The 21,417-nt window shown below is 38.1% G+C and carries 14 protein-coding genes; 7 read left to right on the top strand and 7 right to left on the bottom strand.

The genetic code is table 11. The annotated features are described in order from the left end of the window. The first annotated feature begins 321 nt into the window (after positions 1–321). Positions 322–2,931 carry a phosphoethanolamine transferase gene (locus WD048_14350; GenBank protein ID MEX0813397.1) on the top strand — a complete coding sequence of 870 codons (2,610 nt, stop codon included), beginning with the start codon at positions 322–324 and terminating at the stop codon, positions 2,929–2,931. Positions 2,932–2,983: 52 nt separating this feature from the next. On the opposite strand, the gene WD048_14345 is transcribed toward WD048_14350, so the two are convergent. Beyond that, positions 2,984–3,754 carry a DUF481 domain-containing protein gene (locus WD048_14345; GenBank protein ID MEX0813396.1) on the bottom strand — a complete coding sequence of 257 codons (771 nt, stop codon included), beginning with the start codon at positions 3,752–3,754 and terminating at the stop codon, positions 2,984–2,986. 470 nt (positions 3,755–4,224) lie between these two features. Between WD048_14345 and WD048_14340 the strand changes: the two genes are divergently transcribed. Further along, the gene (locus WD048_14340) at positions 4,225–5,322 is read left to right on the top strand and encodes a glycosyltransferase family 4 protein (GenBank protein MEX0813395.1); all 1,098 of its coding nucleotides are present in this window, start codon (positions 4,225–4,227) and stop codon (positions 5,320–5,322) included. 17 nt (positions 5,323–5,339) lie between these two features. On the opposite strand, the gene WD048_14335 is transcribed toward WD048_14340, so the two are convergent. From WD048_14335 to WD048_14320, 4 genes are all read right to left on the bottom strand, one after another. Beyond that, positions 5,340–5,753: a DUF3592 domain-containing protein gene (locus WD048_14335; GenBank protein MEX0813394.1), complete on the bottom strand. Its 414-nt coding sequence runs from the start codon at positions 5,751–5,753 to the stop codon at positions 5,340–5,342. Positions 5,754–5,774: 21 nt separating this feature from the next. Beyond that, the gene (locus WD048_14330) at positions 5,775–6,179 is read right to left on the bottom strand and encodes a hypothetical protein (protein ID MEX0813393.1); all 405 of its coding nucleotides are present in this window, start codon (positions 6,177–6,179) and stop codon (positions 5,775–5,777) included. A 307-nt stretch (positions 6,180–6,486) separates the two neighbouring features. Then, positions 6,487–8,835, bottom strand: coding sequence for a ribonucleoside-diphosphate reductase subunit alpha (locus tag WD048_14325; GenBank protein ID MEX0813392.1), 2,349 nt, complete (start codon positions 8,833–8,835; stop codon positions 6,487–6,489). A gap of 48 nt (positions 8,836–8,883) precedes the next feature. Next, positions 8,884–9,858, bottom strand: a complete 975-nt coding sequence (locus WD048_14320) for a ribonucleoside-diphosphate reductase small subunit (GenBank protein MEX0813391.1) — start codon at positions 9,856–9,858, stop codon at positions 8,884–8,886. Positions 9,859–10,524: 666 nt separating this feature from the next. On the opposite strand from WD048_14320, the gene WD048_14315 reads away from it, so the two are divergent. After that, complete coding sequence (locus WD048_14315) at positions 10,525–12,333, top strand: T9SS type A sorting domain-containing protein (GenBank protein ID MEX0813390.1); 1,809 nt, start codon at positions 10,525–10,527, stop codon at positions 12,331–12,333. A gap of 249 nt (positions 12,334–12,582) precedes the next feature. Beyond that, the gene (locus tag WD048_14310; protein ID MEX0813389.1) at positions 12,583–14,427 is read left to right on the top strand and encodes a DUF4397 domain-containing protein; all 1,845 of its coding nucleotides are present in this window, start codon (positions 12,583–12,585) and stop codon (positions 14,425–14,427) included. 72 nt (positions 14,428–14,499) lie between these two features. Here WD048_14310 and kdsB read toward each other — a convergent pair whose 3' ends face one another. Then, positions 14,500–15,219: a 3-deoxy-manno-octulosonate cytidylyltransferase gene (kdsB, locus tag WD048_14305; GenBank protein MEX0813388.1), complete on the bottom strand. Its 720-nt coding sequence runs from the start codon at positions 15,217–15,219 to the stop codon at positions 14,500–14,502. Between the two features lie 133 nt (positions 15,220–15,352). Next, positions 15,353–16,735: an NfeD family protein gene (locus WD048_14300; GenBank protein ID MEX0813387.1), complete on the bottom strand. Its 1,383-nt coding sequence runs from the start codon at positions 16,733–16,735 to the stop codon at positions 15,353–15,355. 70 nt (positions 16,736–16,805) lie between these two features. On the opposite strand from WD048_14300, the gene WD048_14295 reads away from it, so the two are divergent. The 3 genes from WD048_14295 to WD048_14285 all read left to right on the top strand — a co-directional run bounded on the left by WD048_14295 (position 16,806) and on the right by WD048_14285 (position 21,337). After that, positions 16,806–17,750: a LysM peptidoglycan-binding domain-containing protein gene (locus tag WD048_14295; protein MEX0813386.1), complete on the top strand. Its 945-nt coding sequence runs from the start codon at positions 16,806–16,808 to the stop codon at positions 17,748–17,750. Positions 17,751–17,907: 157 nt separating this feature from the next. Continuing rightward, complete coding sequence (locus WD048_14290; GenBank protein ID MEX0813385.1) at positions 17,908–19,290, top strand: pyridoxal-phosphate dependent enzyme; 1,383 nt, start codon at positions 17,908–17,910, stop codon at positions 19,288–19,290. A gap of 40 nt (positions 19,291–19,330) precedes the next feature. Next, a complete protein-coding gene (locus WD048_14285) occupies positions 19,331–21,337 on the top strand; it encodes a site-specific recombinase (protein MEX0813384.1) in 2,007 nt (668 codons plus the stop codon). Positions 21,338–21,417: the final 80 nt, after the last annotated feature.

Genomic DNA, 21,417 nt, shown 5'->3' with positions numbered 1-21,417 from the left:
AAAAGTATTTTTTCCAAATAAATGCCTCGTGGGCTTGCCCCGAGGTTGTTTACTCTGGATGCCACTGCATATAAAGAGCCTTGTTTTTGGGAATATCAAAAATGGAGGCTGAATAATAGACGAAGATCCCTTATGGACATTTTAGAGCTTGTATTTTTCTTCAAATTTGCTGCAAATTGCTTTTCAATTACATAATGCGGGTTTAAATCAATAATTGTTATACAAACAAGATTACCGAAACAGTGGTTTTCATTTTCAATAACTAAATTTGGATTTAATTTTAAAAATCAATTAACCGATAATTGCCATTAATACATTGAAATGACCATAGAAGGAATCCTGATTATAATTGTAGCTGTTTTGATTTTGGTGAAATTGCTTCAAAACAAAAAACACATCAACAAGCAGCTGGTTTTCAATAAAAACCTTCCGAAGTTATCTGTAATTGAGACTGGCGTATATTTTTCGATTTCTATACTACTGGGGTTGCTCATTTCAAACTATATTTTCGGATTGATTCTTGTCAACGCACTGGTTTGGACTTCCTATCATTTATTGCTCAAAAAATACAACTACAACATTCTTTCATGGCTTACACTTGTGATTTTTTGGATGAATTTTTATACCAGTACCATTCATTATAAAGATGTTCCGCAGCCGGAAATATGGTATTACACTGTATTGCTGATAGAAATTTCACTTATAGCACTATTGATTTATGATGCTTTTGGTAGAAGATTGAAATTTCTTTCTGCACTTATTATAGGCATAATTATCTCATTGATCACACTCTTGCCCATGATCAATATTGCTTATCACCATACGGTTAACAGCAATCGATCTACAGATGTAATGGACACAGGTCAGATTTATGCCTTATTTCAGACCGATTTACTGGAAGCCTATGATTTTATCAGGGATTATTTCAATGTTGAATACATAATATTAACTCTTGTATCGCTTGTGTTAATGCTTATTGCTGTATATGTGCAAGTGTTTGTAAAAAGAAAAAAGATAAGTGCAAATGTCTTCTACACATTAATCGTATCTCTTTTGCTGTTTATCAATCTGAATATATGGGAGCTGCCTGCATTCCCTAAATTAATATTAAGAAGCTTTGAAGATTACAAGACCGAACTTGAAAAGTTTAGAAAGGAACTGAAGAAACGAGACCTTGGCACAGTTGAAATACCTGCTTCAAAAAAAGAAGAGAATGAATTGTATGTGTTTGTTATAGGAGAATCCCTGAATAAGAACCACATGAGCTTGTACGGCTATGTGCGCAATACTACACCTCGTTTAAAACGCCTGTATAATGACAGTTTGATTCTTCGGTTTGACAGGGCTTTCTCCTCACACACCCACACAGTTCCTGTGCTTAGCAAAGCGCTTACGGAAGCCAATTTGCAAAACAATAAGGAATATTATACTTCAGCTTCAATATTAAATGTACTGAAATCGGCAGGATTTGAAACCTATTGGCTCAGCAATCAGGTGCGCTATGGAGGCTGGGACAATGCCATTACTGCTTTGTCGGAATCTGCAGATCATCACTACTTTATCAATTCCAATATTGGTACGATTACCAATACTCAATTTCATGATGGAAGACTGATAAATAAGCTCGAAGATATAATTGAAAAAGGAATAGAGAAAAATACGGTTATTTTTGTTCACCTGATGGGCAACCACGGATATTATGAAAGAAGATATCCAGAAGATTTTAAAAAGTATAGGAGTAGATTGGATAAAGGTGTTTTTGGAAATAATAAGTTTCCTGAAATGAGTATCAATCATTATGACAATAGCGTGTTTTACAATGATTATGTAGTTGACAAAGCATTAAAAGCATTTAACAGCTCCGATAAAGCAGCAGCATTCATGTATTTTGCAGATCATTCAGAGGAGGTTCTTCGGCATTTGCAACACAACTCGGGCAATTTCACCTTTTCCATGACTCAAATACCAATGATTCTGAGTTTTTCTGATCAATATAAAACCAGGTATCAGAATAAATACAGGTACTTAAAACACAGGACGAAATCCATCTATTCTACAGACCTGTTTTATGACCTGATGGTAGGCTTGACAGGTATTAATACTCAACACTATGACGCTCGTTATGATCTTTCAAATGAGGATTTTAAATTAGAAGAAAAAGACTGCTATACCTTAGATGGTAAGCGTAAATATACAAGCAGTGACAATAGATATTTTGTAAGAGCAAACAATATTTATCTTTTGGACTCTTTAGCACAATTGAATAGGGTTTTAGCACATCGGGTGAATACTACGGGGAATTTGGCTGAAGTGAATTTTAATGGCCTCGGTTTTGAAACAGATTTAATTTTTAAAGAGAAGGAGGGTAAAGCTTTTTTTGAAGTAGGGCATGATGCAAGCGCTATGTCCGGTATGCCAGTTGATTCTTTGTTGTCGAATATTGAAAATTCAAGCCTCCCCAAAATTTGGTTTGATATTAAAAACCTTTCTTCAGATAATCTTGATGCTATTGCAGAAGATCTGCTTAGGTTAGATCAGGACTTTGGCATAAAATCCAATACGATAATTGAAAGCGGAGCTAAAATCCCTGAGCTTTCCAAACTTTCTGAATTGGGTTTCCACACTTCTTATTATTTGCCTACATGGCTGAAAGATGCAGATAAAAACCAATTACAAAAGGAAGCAGAAGCAATTGCCCGCCAAATCAAAACACAAAAAATACAAGCAGTTTCATTTGATATTGCCCTGTATCCATTTGTGAAAATCCATCTTGAAAAATTAATTGACAAGGCTATTGTCTATCATGCCTGGGATTTATCCTTAAGATTTGAAGATTTTGATTTAATCGATAAATTGAAGCAAAAGGAATATTATTCAGATCAAAGGGTCAGGACAATTCTAATTCAGTACCATTCTGATTTTGGATTGTGAAATACTAATCGGAGTGCTTTTTTTGTATTCGCAGATGTTTTACACAACACGGTTAAAACCTGAATTTCAGGCCATTGCTGAAGTTGTAAAAAGTGTTTCTGATTTCTTCCGGGGGGCGGGAATTGTAAAGCAAGCCCAATCTTATTTCCAGTATCAATTTCTTGATGATGCTGATTTCAAGTGATGCCTGTATTGATGATCTGTAATTCTTCCAATCCACAATATTAGGTTGATAATAGGCAATCATATCAATAAAAAACCTTTTGTGGATTGGAATTCCCAGCGAAACATATGCGCTCATGCGGTGTACCCGGTTAATAATTCCTGTGGTTTCCTCCTCGTATTCATACATATACAGCGGACCGAAATACATGCGTGTTTTAGAACTGTCGTTTTCAAAAATCCTGATCCTGGGGCCGGTGCCCAACAAGCTGCGAAACTGGATTTTGATAATTTCATTGAACTGTGCCTGGCCAAAAGCTTCCCAACTAAAAACATCAGTAACGGTACGATTGTAGCGAAAATGCTGAAACCCTTCATTTACAACTTTACTTTGATTAAAAATGGTGAGATTGTAATTGCTCAGCGATAAAAGCGTATTCTTTTCAAAAGTGTATTGAAATGAAGCATTATTTGCCGTTTGGAAAATATCATTGATGTTTTGAATGAAATTCACCTGTATGCTGACATCTCCACTCCAGCCACTTTCATCAGCTTTCAGCCTTTTGTTTTCAACATGTACAATTTGCTGTGCATTGCTTTTTATTGGAATCAGGCCAACGAATATTAATAGAAGTATTAAATAGCTTTTGTCAAAATTCATTTATTGTCACTTTTTCATCTCATCAACTCATGTATAAAAGTATTTATAATTTTTCTTCCAGTTTTCATTTATCAAATCATACAATTGCTTTTCAATTATATGATGCGAATTTTAACATTTTGTAAAAGTACTTAGAATTGAGAATTAAAAACCTTAGTTCGATAATTATTTAAGAACTCAGAAATTCACTAAAACGTAATAGGCAAGGCGCATTTGAGAAGGTCTATCGGGATAAACCAAGCAAATGCAACGCTGCATATTGCGTTTTATGGATTTCAAATGCCGGAAAACAGCAATCTTCTTCCTGGAAATATCTCAAAATAGCCCGCTATTCCATCAATATTTCCAGTCGAATCTCACTGTTTTCTGGCATTCTGAGCAATAAATAATTTCCGAACTAAGGTTAAGGTGATGAATCTGTGGCATTCAGCAGCCTTTTTCCCTATGTTTGTTCAAAATTGACAAATTAAATGTCCAGGCCAATTAAAATCCTTGTAATCAGCAATTATAATAGTTTTGTTTCCTCGCGACCTGAAGCTGCTATTTTTCTGGGATTAAAACAAAAAGGAGTAGATGTAGAAATCATTACCGATGCGGAAAGTGAACACGCACAAAAGTTTAAAGCCGCAGGAATCCCGGTAATCGATGCACTTCCAAAAAAGAAATTTAGCAAAAAATCGGTAGAGCTGATTAAAAACCGCTTGGAAAAAGGCAAGCACGATATCTTGCTGCTTTACAATAGCAAGGCCATTATCAATGGAATAAAAGCTGCAAAAAACCTGCCTGTGAAAGTAGTGCTTTATCGCGGCTATACCGGGAATATCCACTGGTGGGATCCAACGGCCTATGCCAAATTTTTACACCCAAGGGTAGATAAGATCATTTGCAATGCCAAAGCCATTCAGGAGCTTTTCGAAAAGCAATTGTTCTTCAAAAAAGGCAAGGCTGTAACCATCAACAAAGGCCATGACCTGAACTGGTACAGGGCTATTGAAAAAACCGATCTGTCGGAATTTGGGATTCCAGAAAATGCTTTTGTGGTTAGCTGTGTGGCCAATGCAAGAAGAATGAAGGGCATAAAATACCTGGTGAAAGCGATGGACTATATTCCGCAAGCAATGCCCCTTCATTTGCTTTTGGTAGGGAAGGGGCTCGACTCACCTGATATTTTAAAAATTGTAAACAAAAGTCCCAATAAAGACAAAATACATTTTGCCGGATATAGAAAAGACGGATTGAATATTGTGAAAGCAAGCAATGTTTTTGCACTGGCTTCCATTACGGGAGAATCCATTACCAAGGCTGTAATTGAAGCAATGTCGATAGGAATAGCACCTTTGATTACGGATATAGCGGGCAATAGGGAATTGGTCGTGAATGGAGAAAGCGGAATTGTAGTTCCGTCCAAAAATCCGGAAGCATTGGCAAAAGGAATGATCAGGCTCTATGAAAATCCGGAGCTTTGCGAAAAATACGGACAGAATGCACAAGAGCGGATCGATCAGGTTTTTAATACCAAACGTACTGTTGAGGAATACCTTAAATTGTTTGAAAATTTAGTGAAATAGTGTCTTGTCCTAAAAAATTACCTTGTAAGTATTCTTATTATTCCAATACTAAATGTAAAAACAACGACCATAATGATTAGACTTGGAATGGGCAGCCAAAAACCTATAAAATTTAAAACCCGCGCATTTCCCGGGTCAGATTTCGGATAAATCAATTGCACTTCATCGCCTGCCCACAAATCGTTAAAACCGGTCAAAAGTGTTGCCCTGATCTCGTGGAGTCTATCATTAGCAATATAGCGAATCACAGGAATTTCATTGTGAACATCACCGGTAAAAGATTTAAGTTCTTTTACCTGAATCTGTACTACTTCTCCTTTGGTTTGCTCCCAATAATTGTATTGATATACTCTGACACTACTATATATTACAATAATCAAAAACAATACAAGCAGTTCGATATAAAGCGGAGCAATTTTGTTTAGATTCATTATTAAGACCAGTGTTCAAATTCAAATGACATTTTTATCCTTAATATTTTTGCCATAATTACCGCCAATTACTGCAAAGGGTACATAAGTAATTGTAGTGCCAATTATAAACCAGGTGGGATGTGGGATCATATATAAGTTGATAAATCCTGCAAGAAGCAAGAGCAAGCCACTAAATGCAGCAGCTTTTATTTGATATTTCCTGCAAAGTACTGCGGCAACAGCTCCGGCAGTAATTGAGCCGAGAATATAAGCGCTCCATATAAAGAGTAGGGCAAGTTTAGGGATTTCAGCCAATTGCAACTTGAAATTTTTTTGGTCGCTTGCACTAATACCCGTAACCTGATGTATTATTGCTTCCAAAAGAGCAATTACAAAATACCCAACCAGGGCAGCAGCAATTACGGAAAATATGGATCTGATCACTGAAAATTGAATTTGTTTGAAACTAAGATAAATAAAAGCCCTTTAACTTTATGAACATCAATTTGACGGGTGTAGGATAAATATCCATAGACGGGTTTGATATATGGATTCACAAGTTACAGGGCAAGGAAATATACTTCTTTGGCAAGGGAGCATGCTCCCTTGTTTGAGTACACGGAAATTTGTCGTACACCCAATTTGACACACGATAAATTTCAGCATCTACAATAAATTTTAAAAATTCATGAATACAAAAAGCCCGGAGCGCAAACTCCGGGCAAGGCTGATTTATTTGGTTTGAATGAAATTAAGAACCACAAGCCTCACAATCATCAGGATTGTCAATTGAACAGGCAATTTGCTCCTCGGCTGTGTAATCCTTTTGTTTTTTCTCAGTATTGAGTGTAAACTTAATAGGATCAACCGCAGCTTTTGAGCGCAGGTAATACATGCCTGTTTTCAGGCCTTTTTCCCAGGCATAAAAATGCATGGAAGTCAGTTTTCCGAAATTCGGATTTTCAATAAATAGATTCATGCTCTGACTTTGGCAAATATAAGCACCTCTGTCGGCAGCCATATCAATCACTGCTTTCTGTGAAATTTCCCATACGGTTTTGTACAATGCTTTGATATCCTCAGGAATTCCATCAATATTTTGCACAGAACCATTGTTGCGGATCAGTTCATTTTTCATGTCATCACTCCACAATCCGGCAGCTATCAGGTCTTTTAGTAAATGTTTGTTGATGCAGGCAAATTCTCCTGAAAGGGTTCTTCTCGAATACAGGTTTGAAGTAAAAGGCTCGAAACATTCATTGTTGCCCAATATCTGAGAAGTAGAAGCGGTAGGCATTGGTGCCAGTAATAAACTGTTGCGCACACCGTGCTTTTTGATTTCTTTTTTCAGCGCATCCCAGTCCCAGCGATCACTTGGTGTTACATTCCACATGTCGAACTGGAAAACACCTTTGCTGATAGGCGAGCCTTTATAAGTTTTATAAGGGCCATCTATTTTAGCCAGATCTTTAGAAGCAGACAATGCCGCAAAATAAATGGTCTCAAAAACATTCTTATTAAGAATGCGCGCTTCCTCGCTGTCAAATGGAAGACGGAGCAATGCAAAAGCATCGGCAAGTCCCTGCACACCAATGCCAATAGGGCGGTGGCGCATATTTGAATTTTCCGCTTCAGGAACCGGGTAATAATTTACATCAATTACTTTATTCAGATTTTTAGTGACAGTATAAGCGATGTCATACAACTGTTTAAAGTCGAAGTCGCCTTCTTCCGTAACAAATTTATTCAGTGCAATAGAGGCAAGGTTACATACAGCCACTTCATCGGGGGCAGTATATTCCACAATTTCAGTACACAAATTGCTTGAGCGAATGGTGCCCAAATTTTTCTGATTGGATTTTTCATTGCAGGCATCTTTGTACAGAATATATGGAGTGCCTGTTTCAATTTGGGATTCCATGATTTCTGACCAAAGCTTTTGGGCTTTTACCTGCTTTCTGAATTTTTTTTCTTTCTCGTATTTGGTATAGAGTTTTTCAAAGTCTTTACCATAGCAATCGTAAAGGCCAGGTGCTTCATTAGGGCAGAACAAAGACCAGTCGCCATTTTCTTTTACTCTTTTCATAAACAGGTCGGGTACCCACAAAGCATAAAACAAATCTCTTGCGCGGTGTTCTTCTTTTCCGTGGTTTTTCTTGAGTTCAAGAAAATCAAAAATATCCGCATGCCAGGGCTCCAGGTACATTGCAAATGATCCTTTTCTTCGGCCTCCGCCCTGATCTACATATCGGGCAGTATCATTAAAAACCCTCAACATAGGCACTATTCCATTGGATTCGCCATTGGTTCCCTTTATATAACTGCCTGTTGCACGTATATTGTGCAGGCTTAGTCCAATTCCACCGGCAGATTGCGAGATTTTAGCACACTGGGTCAATGTATCGAAAATCCCACTGATGCTGTCTTCTTTCATACTCAGCAGAAAGCAGGATGAAAGCTGTGGCTTTGGTGTGCCAGCATTAAAAAGGGTAGGCGTAGCATGAGTAAACCATTTTTCTGACATCAGCGAGTAAGTCTCCAGTGCGGCATCAATATCTTCTTTGTGAATGCCTACTGCCACACGCATCAACATTTGCTGCGGGCGTTCTGCAATTTTATCATTCATTTTCAGCAAATAAGCGCGCTCCAAAGTTTTAAAGCCAAAGAAATCGTATTGATAATCGCGTTCGTAGATGATTGCCGAATCGAGTTTGTCAGCATTTTTGCTTACAATTTCATAAACATCATCAGCAATCAATGCGGCCTTTTGTCCTGTTTTCGGATCTACATAATTGTACAGATCCTTTACGGTTTTAGAAAAGGATTTTTGGGTGTTTTTATGCAGGTTTGAAACAGCAATACGCGCAGCGAGTATGGCATAATCAGGATGCACTGTCGTCATTGAAGCAGCGGTTTCTGCAGCCAGATTGTCTAACTGTGTAGTGCTGATACCATCGTAAATGCCCTGAATTACCGATTTGGCAATTTCTACTGGTTGCACATATTTGCGCGCAAGGCTGTAGCTCAGTTTGTTGATTCTTGCGGTGATCTTATCAAAATGTACCGGCTCTTTTTTTCCGCTTCTTTTAATTACGTACATAGCTATGGGTTTATGGGTGATTAATTTCTTGTATTGGGGGATTGCTTATTAAAATTCTTCGTCAAAGGTGATTTGCTGCTTTTCCTTTTCGGCCATTACTCCGGCTTTTTGATAATCGCCTACTCTTTTTTCGAAAAAATTGGTTTTCCCTTGCAGGGATATGAGTTCCATCCAGGGGAAAGGGTTTTTGCTGTGGTAGTGTTTGTCTTGCCCCAGGCTGATCAATAGGCGATCTGCTACAAATTCAATGTATTGTTGCATCAATTCGGCATTCATACCGATTAAAGAAACGGGTAGCGCGTCAGAAACAAATTCTTTTTCAAATTCAACAGCCTCGGTAATGATGCTGAGCACTTCTTCATCACCGGGTTTTTCATTCATCATAGAGAAAAGCAAACAGGCAAAATCGCAGTGCAGGCCTTCATCACGACTAATGAGTTCATTGGAGAATGACAGGCCGGGCATGAGGCCTCTTTTCTTGAGCCAGAAAATAGAACAGAAACTGCCCGAAAAGAAAATGCCTTCTACTGCTGCAAAAGCAACCAGTCTGTGCGCAAAAGAAGGAGCGTTTTCTATCCACTTCATAGCCCAGTCTGCTTTTTTCTTCACACACGGAATGGTATCTATGGCATTGAACATTTTGTCCTTTTCTACCGGATCTTTAATATAGGTATCGATCAAAAGACTATAGGCTTCAGCATGAATATTTTCTATGGCAATTTGGAAACCGTAAAAGCAACGGGCTTCGGGAATCTGTACTTCTTTCATGAAGTTGAGTACCAGGTTTTCATTCACTATACCATCACTTGCAGCAAAAAAAGCGAGCACATGTGAGATAAAATGTCGCTCATCGGCATTGAGTTTCTCCCAGTCTTTGAGATCGGGGTTCAGGTCGATTTCTTCAGTGGTCCAAAAACTGGCTTCTGCTTTTTTGTACATATTCCATATTTCATCATACTCAATGGGGAACAGTACAAATCTGCTGTTGCTTTCTTCTAATAATGGTTCATTTTTGTGTGCCATAATTTGATTATTTTGCTTTTGAATTTCGCTAATTCTTATTCTTCATTGTTCTGACTTTTGAACAATGTTTGTGTGTAAAATCTAATTTTCAAAACACTTGCTAATCCTAAGCTTGTGCCAATAAGGAGTTCAGCAAAAAGCCATTCATCTAATGAGCTTATTGCCACTCAAACATTCCAAAAAGTTTTAACTTTTAGTCCTTCGACCAACTGGATTACAATATTAATTTTAAGATAGAAGAACGGGAAAAGTTCTTATCAACAGTAGGAGGTGGGCTTCTTTTAAAAGTCAATTACAGCAATGGATCGTGCTGTGGAAATAGAAAATATCCACTATTTATCCACATTTTCAAACATCTGTCTGGCATTGATTTTTGAAGGAGTATCCACTGAAATTTGAGGGAATTATTTTTTCGGCATAAGCCCTTTTTATTAATTTTAGAAAATTGATTCATTGATAAGCTCTACATAATCTTATACAAACAACTATTTAATTAATTTCCGAGTCTTTAGTGTACTTAGAAATTACACGATTAAAAATGAATCCCTGTATTGAGTATGATAAATCAAAATATTATAGTTAATTTGAACAATAATTCAAACCTTCTTTTTTTACTTTAAATTTAACCATTCAAACAAATCAAATTATTAACCAAAACCCTAAACCATGAAAAAATTAAGTTTTACTTTATTAATCGCGCTTTTTGCCTTTACGGGGCTCAAAGCTCAATCGTTTGTTCAGGTGATTCACAATTCACCGGATACTAGTGTTGCCACACTTGATGTTTATATCAATGATTCGCTTTATTCTGAATTAGATAACATTTCATTTAGAGAGGCTACCCCATTCTTAACTGTAGCTTCAGGTGTTCCAATTGAAATCGCGATTGCTTCTGATACAAGTACATCTTCTGCTCCGGCTTTTGATACATTATCACTTAGTCCACTGATGAGTGGTCAGAGTTATATTTTGCATGCTACAGGAGTTATTAATACAGCTGTTTACCCAAGTAATCCTGATACAATTTCTACTGCATTTCAGTTGATTGCTGCTGGAGGACCAAGTGCTTTGCCAGTACCGGACTCAGTTGATTTACTTATAGCACATGGAGCTCTTGATGCACCAACATTGAATGTTGTTGTTTTGGAAACGGATCAGACGCTTCGAACTGTAGTGCCTAATATACCTTTTAAAGGATTTTCTTCACAAGGAGGGAATCCTGCCTATGTTAGGTTAGCTGCTGATGATGGTTTAGTTACATTAAGAGACATGTCCAATAATCCTATACCTGGCTTTATGGGGCAACCTCGAACTTTTTATGCCGCTTTAAGTCTTTTAGACGAAGCTAACGGAGTGGTGTTTGCTTCAGGTTTTTTAGATCAATCTCAATCAAGTGCTTTTGGGCTTTATATTGCTACGCCACTTGGAGATGTAATCAAAATACCTGAAATTAACTCTGCTGCACAGTTTATTAACAACGCGGCAGATCCTGCTACTGAAGAAATTGATATCTATGTAGTAGAGCAAATGACGGGAAACAATGGCATTATTCAATATATTGATAACCTAGGTTTTAGAAAAGCTACACCTTATACACCTTTCCCATCTGAAGTTCCTTTAAAAATCATAGCAGTTCCGGCTGGTGGTACCCTTGCAGACTCATTGGCTGTTATTTCGGATTACAGCGCCACAGGAACAGCTCCTAATACTTTATACTCTGTAATTGCAAATGGAGTTTTGGATCCAAACGATTATACTGCTAACCCCGATGGAGCTTCAATTGATTTTGATCTATATGTTTATGATCAAGCCAGAGGCCAGGCACAGAACTCTGGAGAAGTAGATGTATTATCTTTTCACGGAGCTACAGATGCCCCTACAATTGATATAGATATACGGGAGTTGCAAGGTACAGAGATTGAAGGGCTGAGCTATGGTGAATTCTCTCCAAATGGTTATGCTTCTTTTGTTGCACAGAATATTATTTTAGATGTTTTAGAAGAAACTACGGGTGATACGATCACTTCCCATACAGCTACATTGTCAATTGCAGGTGGCGCAGCAGTAACGGTTTTTGCAAGTGGTTTTGTGGATGACAGCCAGGGAGAAACTTTTGGGTTGTTTGCTGCTTTGCCTATTAATGCCCTGGGTACTGGTTATGTACTTCAATTACCGTACTATGACCCCACCTTTGTTTCAGAAGTAGAGGTGTTTAATGAGCTCAGCCTTTATCCAAATCCAAGTGCTGAATTCCTGAGAGTTAATTACAGCCTGAAAGAAAGCAGTGCCTTTGAAATCAGATTTGTTGATGCCAAAGGTAGATTGATAGAAGCACGTGATTTGGGAACTGTTTCTACAGGAAATAATTACGAAGAATTCAATGTTTCCGGATTGGCTTCAGGTACTTATTTTATGCAAATGATTATTGACAACAAAGGTTTTGTAGTGAAACCGGTTGTGGTAAGTAATCAATAACTTATAGAGGCGCACGGCTGTGCGCCCTTCCTTTTTTACTATAAAAGCCCCTTTCATTTTTGAGAGGGGCTTTTTCTTTAGCGTTGTTTGTTTTGCATTAAAATTATACGATTAAACAATGAATATTTGTATCGAATAAGATAATTCAAAACATTATAGTTAATTATGGACAATAATTCAAAGCTTCTGATTTTTTACTTTAAATTTAAGCATTCAATCAAATCCAACCATTTACCGAAACCCTAAATCATGAAAAAACTAAGTATTACTTTATTGTTGTCCCTGTTGGCGATTTTTGGGCTGCAAGCTCAAAATGCAAACGTACAGGTGATACACAATTCACCTGACCCTGCTGCTGAAACTGTTGATGTATATGTCAATGGTGTTTTAAGTATTGATGACTTTTCGTTTAGAGAAGCAACAGTATATATGCCTATACCGGCAAATGTGTCTGTGACTATTGATATTGCTCCTGATACAAGTACTACTGTTGCAAGTTCCATAGCAAATTTTAATATTGGTTCACTTATAGATGGAGAAAATTATTCTGTTATTGTAAATGGTGTGATAGACCCAAATGATTTTACTGCAAATCCAGATGGCGCCTCAACTGCACTTGATCTTTATATTTATCAACCTGCAAGACCTGAAGCACAACCTCAAACGAATGTTGATATCCTGACTTTTAATGGCGCGCCTGATGCCCCGTCTATTGAGATAAATATAAGAGAGCTGCCCGGAACACAATCTGATAGCATAGCTTATGGGAATTTTTCTTCCGGCTATGAATCCTTTCAACCTCAGAATGTAATTATTGATTTAATAAATAAATCTACAGGAGATTCAATTGTTTCTTATTCTGCATCATTAGCAATTGCAGGTGGAGCTGGTATTACCGTTTTTACAAGTGGTTTTATTGATACTGCGGCCAATCAAAATGCTCCGTCATTTGCTTTATATGCTGCATTACCTATTAATTTTCAAGACCCCAATGCAGATTTAGCAACTGTATTGCCTTTTCCTGTTTATGCTGTTTATGATAATCCAAGTGATACCCTGGTTTATTCAGCTGCACAATTTATACATAATGTTTCTGATCCTGGTTTATCATCAGTTGATGTTCATGTTTTTGAAGATACTTCAGGAAACTTCAATCAGCTAATTGATCCTGTAAGCTTGGATTTTAGACAGGCTTCTGTTTACTTGGATATACCAGCGGAAATCCCTTTGAAAATAGTTGTCACATCTTCAGGCAATGGTATTGAAGACAGTTTGGTAACTCTTGATTATTCTGGTGGCTTTGTAGAAAATCAAAATTATTCTATGATAATTAGTGGTTTACTAAATCCTGCAAATTTTGAAGCAAACCCCAATGGACAATCTACCGGTCTTGAATTTTTTGTTTATGAGCAGGCAAAAAAACAGGCTCAAATGCCTACCAATGTAGATGTATTGTTTTTTCATGGCGCTACAGATGCACCAGCAGTAGATATTGATTTAAGAGAGTTTCCGGGTACTGAGGTGGAGGACATCGCTTACGGTGACTTTTCACCCAATGGCTATACCAGTTTCACACCTGTTGATGTAACTGTTGATATTATAAACAATGCTACCCAGGATGTTTTGGTAACAGATACTGCTAGTTTATCTCAAGCAGGTACTTTTGGGATTACTGTTTTTGCCAGCGGATTTTTAGATATCGATGCTAATCAAAATGGTGCGCCATTTGCATTGTATGCTGCATTGCCTGTTAATACCCAAGACCCAAATGCTTCTGTGGCTACAGCACTTCAACTGGCACTATATCTTCCTGTTTCAGAAGTAGAGGTATTTAATGAACTCAGCCTTTATCCAAACCCAAGTGCTGAATTCCTGAGAGTTAATTACAGCCTGAAAGAAAGCAGTGCCTTTGAAATCAGATTTGTTGATGCCAAAGGTAGATTGATAGAAGCACGTGATTTGGGAACTGTTTCTACAGGAAATAATTACGAAGAATTCAATGTTTCCGGATTGGCTTCAGGTACTTATTTTATGCAAATGATTATTGACAACAAAGGTTTTGTAGTGAAACCGGTTGTGGTAAGTAATCAATAACTTATAGAGGCGCACGGCTGTGCGCCCTTCCTTTTTTACTATAAAAGCCCCTTTCATTTTTGAGAGGGGCTTTTATTGCTTTAAAAGTTTTTGGGCTTGTAGCAGGTCAAGCTCGGTATCGATGGATATATTGCTGATATTGGTCACTGTGGTATAAATCTCATATCCGTTTTCTAGCCACCTCAGTTGTTCCAGTGATTCGGCCTTTTCCAAAGGGCTAACAGGAAGTTGTACAAGTTGGGCCAAAACAGCTTTGTTAAAACCGTAAATGCCAATATGCTGCCAAAATACTTTTTCACCTGAGCTATTGCGGTAAAAAGGAATGGGATGCCTGCTGAAATACAATGCTTTACCCGATAGGCTGCGCACAACTTTTACGGTATTCGTATCTTGAATTTCTTCTTGTGCGGAAATCTGTTTTACAAGTGTAGCTATTTCTGCTCCCGATTCAAGAAGTGCCGCAATTTGATCAATCTGTTCAGGTGCTATAAAGGGTTCATCACCCTGTATATTGATAAAAGCATCACTCTCGGATTTTTGAGCTACTTCAGCAATGCGTTCTGTACCGTTTTTATGTTCAGCTGAAGTCATTACCACTGATCCTCCAAAGCCTTTTACACAATCCATAATTCTTTGATCATCGGTAGCTACAATCACACGATCGAGTTTTTTTGCTTTGGAGGCTTGTTCATAAACCCATTGAATCATAGGTTTGCCTGCAATTTTCAGCAAGGGCTTACCCGGCAAGCGACTCGAAGCATAGCGCGCTGGAATTATTCCTGTTATATTCATGTCTTTAAAATTTTTCTGCAAGCTCCAAAAATGCAGAAAAATTTTTGCACACATGGAACCGCTTCGCTCTCACGTGAAAAATTTCAACCACTCTTATATGTAAATAAATGATTGAAATTTATTCATGTTCGTTTCATGCCACGTCACTGGTTTTTATGACTTCAAGCAGACTCGCATTGATGCGCATTACTTTTACTTCAGTGCCCTTGTCAATAATTTCCCCATCGGTTATGGCATTGTAGAGCCTGCCGTCTATTTTGATTTTTCCCGTAGGGCGAATATCTGTTGCTGCAATAGCTATTCTGCCGATCAGATCCATATCTTCCGTTTTATAGGAAGTATAACCTTCCGATCTGTATTGGGAAGATTGTAGAATTAGTTTTGCAAACAATTTCCCCTTAAAAATTCTGTCGCCAAAAAACAAGAGCCCGGTAAGTAAAACCCCACCAATACCAACGACCCTCAAGAGTGCAAAAAGAATATCATCTAATTCGGCAAAGTGAAAGTCGAAAGCAATATTGCGCACCATTGCCATTGTGAGTGCAAATACAATCAGCCCAATACCGGCAATGCCTGCTATACCAAAACCGGGCAAAACAAATATTTCAACACCGAGCAATGCTATTCCTCCTACAAACAGCAGAATTTCCCAGTTTTCAGCTAAGCCTTCTAAATAGTGTGGCATAAAAAACAGTACTGCACCAACAAGCGCTGCAACAATCGGAAAGCCAAGTCCCGGAGATTGCAATTCAAACCATATGCCCCCAAGCATTAGTAAAATCAATACACTGCTGACCATAGGGTGGGTAAGCCATGAAATGACTTTATCGGTAAATTTTGCTTCATACGTATTTACCCGGTAATTTTCACCTGCAATATGTTCGAATACGGCTTCTTTATTGATCATTTTTGCTTCACAAAACCCATTGGCAATAGCTTCTTCAGTAGTGAAAGTCAAAGTGTAGCCTGAATCGATTACACCGGGAATATGCACGCGATCATCTACCATAGCTTCAGCTATTTTCGGGTCGCGCCCAGATGATTCTGCAAGTGAACGCATGGTGCTGCGCATGTATGATTGATACTTGTCGGGCATTTGTTCACCGGTTTGATTCACAACAGTGGCGGCACCAATACTTGAGCCCGGTGCCATAAATATTGAATCGCAGGAAAGCGAGATCAGTGCTCCGGCAGAAGCTGCATTTTTATTGATCCAAACCACAACCGGGATTTTGCTGTCCTGAATGGCTCTGGAAATTTTATCGGCCACATCTACCATGCCGCCAAAGGTGTTGAGTTCCATAACAATCCAGTCGCTTTTTTGGGAGTCTGCTTCTTCTAAAGCATTTTTCACTGTTCTTTCCGCAGCGGGAAAAATATCAGCATCAAGCCTGAAATGATAAATGGATTTTTCGGTATTTTCTTCTGCCAAAAGAAATGGATTGCTACACAACAGCAGCATGTGTACCAAAAGAATGGACAGAAGCGTTTTCTTTGTTAATAATTTGAAACTCATTTTTATAACTATAGAGTAATTTACAGGTTAATTTTGTGTTCATTCAAATATAGAACAAATCTCCTTCCTTATGCAGCAATTTCTAATCATCTCTTGCTTGTTTTTCTTTTTTCTTGCTCCATTACAGGCTCAAGAAAGTGAAAACAAAATTGTTATTGAGAATAATGAGTACACCCTGCATAAAGTAAAACCGGGAGAAACACTTTTTTCCATTTCAAAAAAATATGGCTTGTCTGTTGAGGAATTGAAAAAAGCCAATCGCCTAAGTGAAAGCAGCAGCATTGATTTTGACCGAATTTTAATCATTCCGCTTTTTGCTGCGCTTGAAAAGGAAGAACAGCAAGAAATGCAGGAAACCAGTACTGCTTTTTTTACACATAAAGTAGAGCAGGGAGAGACTCTATACAGTATTGCAAGAGCTTATGAAAATGTGAGCCCAGCACAGATCAAATTGATGAACGACCTGAAAAGCGACACTCTGCGAATAGGGATGTTATTGGAAATCCCACAACAAATAGAAGATATTCAAAAGGAAACCGACCCTTCTGTGCAATTTGAAATCGCAAAGGATTCATCTGCACAGATCAATGAAAAGGCGCTTTTTAAAGCAGACACTACACAGCGCACAACAGCAGACAGTGCAAAGACACACAGCTTTTTCGATCAGTTTGACAAAGAGGCATTGCTGGCTTTTCGGAAAAAATTTGAACATATTGATACACTAAACCAATCTTATGAAGTGGAAAGAGGTGTCGGTACCTGGCTAGATGCCTATAGCAATAGCGGCAGAGAGCACTTTTTTGCACAGCATAAATCCGCAGCATTGGGAAGTATCCTCAAAGTGCGTAACTTAATGAACAACAGAACTGTTTATGTAAAAGTAATTGGCAAATTGCCAGATGCCGAACGAAATTCGGGCATTATTATTAAAATTTCCGAGGCTACTGCTCAATTTTTAAATATCTTAGACGAAAAGTTTTTAGTAGAAATTATAGAGAAAAAAGAAAGAAGCTGATAGAATGAAAATGACTAAGTCTGCTTTGGAATGTTTGAATGTAGTTGTATTGAAAAAGTAAGCAATGTGCAATAAGCAATAGGCAATCTTGTCCTATCAGGAACAGCTCAAAGGTGATAAGCAATAGATAAACACAAAGAATAAAATTTATAAAAATATGAAGGACAAACGCGTTTATAATAATGTGGTAGAAGCAATTGGCAATACGCCATTGATTAAAATGAATAATGTAACTAAAGAGATTCCTGCCGAGGTATTTGCCAAGGTTGAGTTTTTCAATCCGGGCAATTCGATCAAAGACCGCATAGCTGTAAAGTTGATTGAAGATGCTGAAAAAAAAGGCCTGATTAAACCCGGTGGTACCATTGTAGAAGGCACCAGCGGAAATACAGGGATGGGACTTGCGCTGGTAGGAATAGTAAAAGGTTACAAATGCATTTTTACCACCAATGACAAGCAATCCAAAGAAAAGATAGATATTTTAAAGGCAGTAGGAGCGGAGGTGATTGTTTGCCCTACTGATGTAGAGCCGGATGATCCACGCTCATATTACTCTGTGGCACAGAAAATTGCCGATGAAACTCCCAATTCTTTTTATGTCAATCAATATTTTAACCTTTCAAATCGTGTGGCACATTACGAAACTACCGGCCCTGAAATCTGGGAACAAACCGATGGGAAAATAACCCACCTGGTGGTTGGCGTAGGAACAGGCGGCACTATTTCAGGTACAGCAAAATATTTAAAAGAGAAAAACCCGGATATCAAAATTCTTGGAATTGATTCCTACGGTTCTGCACTTAAAAAATACCACGAAACAGGCATTTTTGATGAAAATGAAGTTTACTCTTATGTTACAGAAGGTATTGGAGAGGATATTATTCCCGACAATATAGATTTTAGCGTGATAGATCATTTTGAGAAAGTCACTGATAAAGATGGCGCAATACTTGCCAGAAGAATAACAAAAGAAGAAGGTCTGTTTTGTGGATATTCCGCAGGGTCTGCCGTGGCCGGGCTTTTACAAATGAAAGACAAGTTTAAGAAAGGCGATGTAGTAGTGGTGGTTTTTCACGACAGTGGCAGCCGCTATGTTGCTAAAATTTATAATGATGCCTGGATGCGCGAGCGACAATTTCTCGATGAAGAAGACCAGCCATTGCGGGCAAGAGATATTATTTCCGGAAAAAAACAAAAGGAAGTAATGAGTGTACTGCCCAACAACTCGGTGCGCGATGTGATTAAACTGATGAAAGACTACGATTTGTCCCAACTACCGGTTATGGAAAAAAATAAAATTTTAGGTTCTGTTACCGAAGGCAAATTGCTCAATGCCCTTATCGAAAATCCGGGAAAAAGTCTTTCGGTAAAAGATTTTATGGGTGTTTCATTTCCTGAAGTAAAACTCAATACCACCGATAAAGAAATTTCGAAACTCATCAACAGAGACAATTCTGCTGTAATGGTTCGCGATCTTGTTGGTGAATTCCAAATTATCACAGAATACGACCTAATACAGGCTATTGCAGAAAAGGTATAATGCAATTGTTATTTTTTATTTCAGTTGAGCAAATTTCCCATTGGAACATATTTTAAGAAATATAGCAAGTCAGCAGGAATCTAATGATCCCGAATTGCTTGCTGCACTTATTGATCAAATTCGTCCGAAAGATCCTAAGAACATTTTAAGGGCGGAAAAACGCATTGAGGAATTGATCCATTTGCTCAATCGACATCCTGATCTTCAGAATGCCTTGTTTTGCTATATCAATAATATTGTTCTTCAAACTTCCTATACCCGGCTTTATTCCCAATCTGGAATTCTTTCAAGCGAAGGCTTTTTTTCAGAGGCTTTTAGTAAGATGGGGCATTTTGTTTTGCCCTCGGAATTTAATCCGCTTGAATTGCGCGATATTTTGGCTAAAATTTTTCACAGGAAGAGTGATTATGTATGGATTTCTGAATTGCCGAATCACTCTATTGAACTTTTAATGCAAAGCATTTTTTCGGCAGATAAAACGCAGTCGGAATTGTTGTTGAAGCATTTTAGAAAAGGCCTGATTAAATCCGCCAAAGTGCTGACTTATCAGATTACCGGAACGGGGCTTCATTCACTGATCATGGATCGTTTTCAGACAGGCAAGGGTCAGGACTCCCCGTTTTTTAATTTGAACAGGGAGATCATCACTATTCTTGAAACGCTGGAAAATAAAGAAATGGAAGGCATTTCAAGTGATGCATATAAGGAGATTGTGAGGCGTATCAGCTCCTGTGAAGGCATTATTTATGCCATTCGCGAAGAACAGCGCATTAAAGGAGCAGATCTTGCACTCACATATTTATTGCAAAGCTTGTATCAGCGGGTGAATAGAGTAAGGGCCTTACTCAAATTGCTTTTTGTGTTCAGGCAGGATGAAATGGCTACGCATGTTATTGATTTGTATAAGGAACTGATTAAGTCCGAATGTCAGAAGCACAGTCTGAAAGATTTTATAACCAAAAATATTGGGTTTTTGGCCTATCAAATTACAGAGCATGCAGGAAAAACAGGAGATCATTACATCACCCATAATAGAAAAGAGTATTGGAAAATGCTGCGTTCTTCTATGGGAGGCGGTTTAATTGTAGGTTTTTTGAGTTGTTTTAAAGTGGGCTTGTATTACCTGAAGCTCGCTCCTTTTTGGGAAGCTTTTGCATACAGTATGAATTATTCGCTGGGCTTTATTGGCATACACATGACACATTCCACCCTTGCGACAAAACAGCCTGCTATGACAGCTACCAAAATTGCTTCATCCCTTGATGTGGAAGGTTCTGTAAGCGATGCTTTGCGCAATTTGTCCGCTCTAATTGTGAAAGTTTTTCGCAGTCAATTTGTTGCTTTTATGGGAAATATACTGATTGCATTTCCGGTGGCTTTTGCATTAAGCTGGTTGTTCTTTATGGTCTTTGACGGCCATATTGCTGGAACAGTAAAGGCAGAAAAGCTGATCAGTGAATTGCATCCCTGGAAAAGTCTTTCTCTTTTTCACGCGGGGATTGCTGGTGTTTGTCTCTTTTTGTCCGGTATAATTTCTGGTTATTACGACAATGCAGTGGTTTTTAGAAAAATACCATTGCGATTAAGACAGCATCCATTTTTAATAAAAACAATACCCACTCCGGTACTTCAAAAGCTGAGTTATTATGTAGAAAATAACATGGGAAGCCTGGCCGGAAATTTTTTCCTTGGCATTTTCCTGGGTTCAATGGGTACTCTGGGTTTTATACTTGGCCTGCCCATAGATATCCGCCACATTACTTTTGCTTCCGGTAATTTTGGCCTGGCTATGGCATCGCTTGGCTCAAGTGTAGATTGGCAGACAATTTTGATAACTGTTGTTGGGATTTTAGGAATAGGAGTTATGAATTTTGTAGTGAGTTTCGGTCTGGCAATTTTTGTGGCAATAGAGTCTCGTGGAGTAGCTTTCACAAAAACAACTTTGCTGATTAATTATTTGCTCAGAAGTTTCTGGCGCAAACCACTGGAATTTTTCTTTCCACCTGCGGAAAAGATAGAAACAGTTGAAAAAGCTGAAGGAGAATAATTTTTTAGTGTTTTAACTGGGGAATACTGATTCAAGTGTTTCATTTTCAAAAAAACTTTACAAAGTTTAAGTTATTCAAA

The organism is Chitinophagales bacterium (assembly GCA_040877935.1).
Classification (GTDB): domain Bacteria; phylum Bacteroidota; class Bacteroidia; order Chitinophagales; family CAIOSU01; genus JBBDNB01.
Note: the sequence above shows the minus strand (reverse complement) of the source record. Positions and strands in the feature narration are given on the sequence as shown.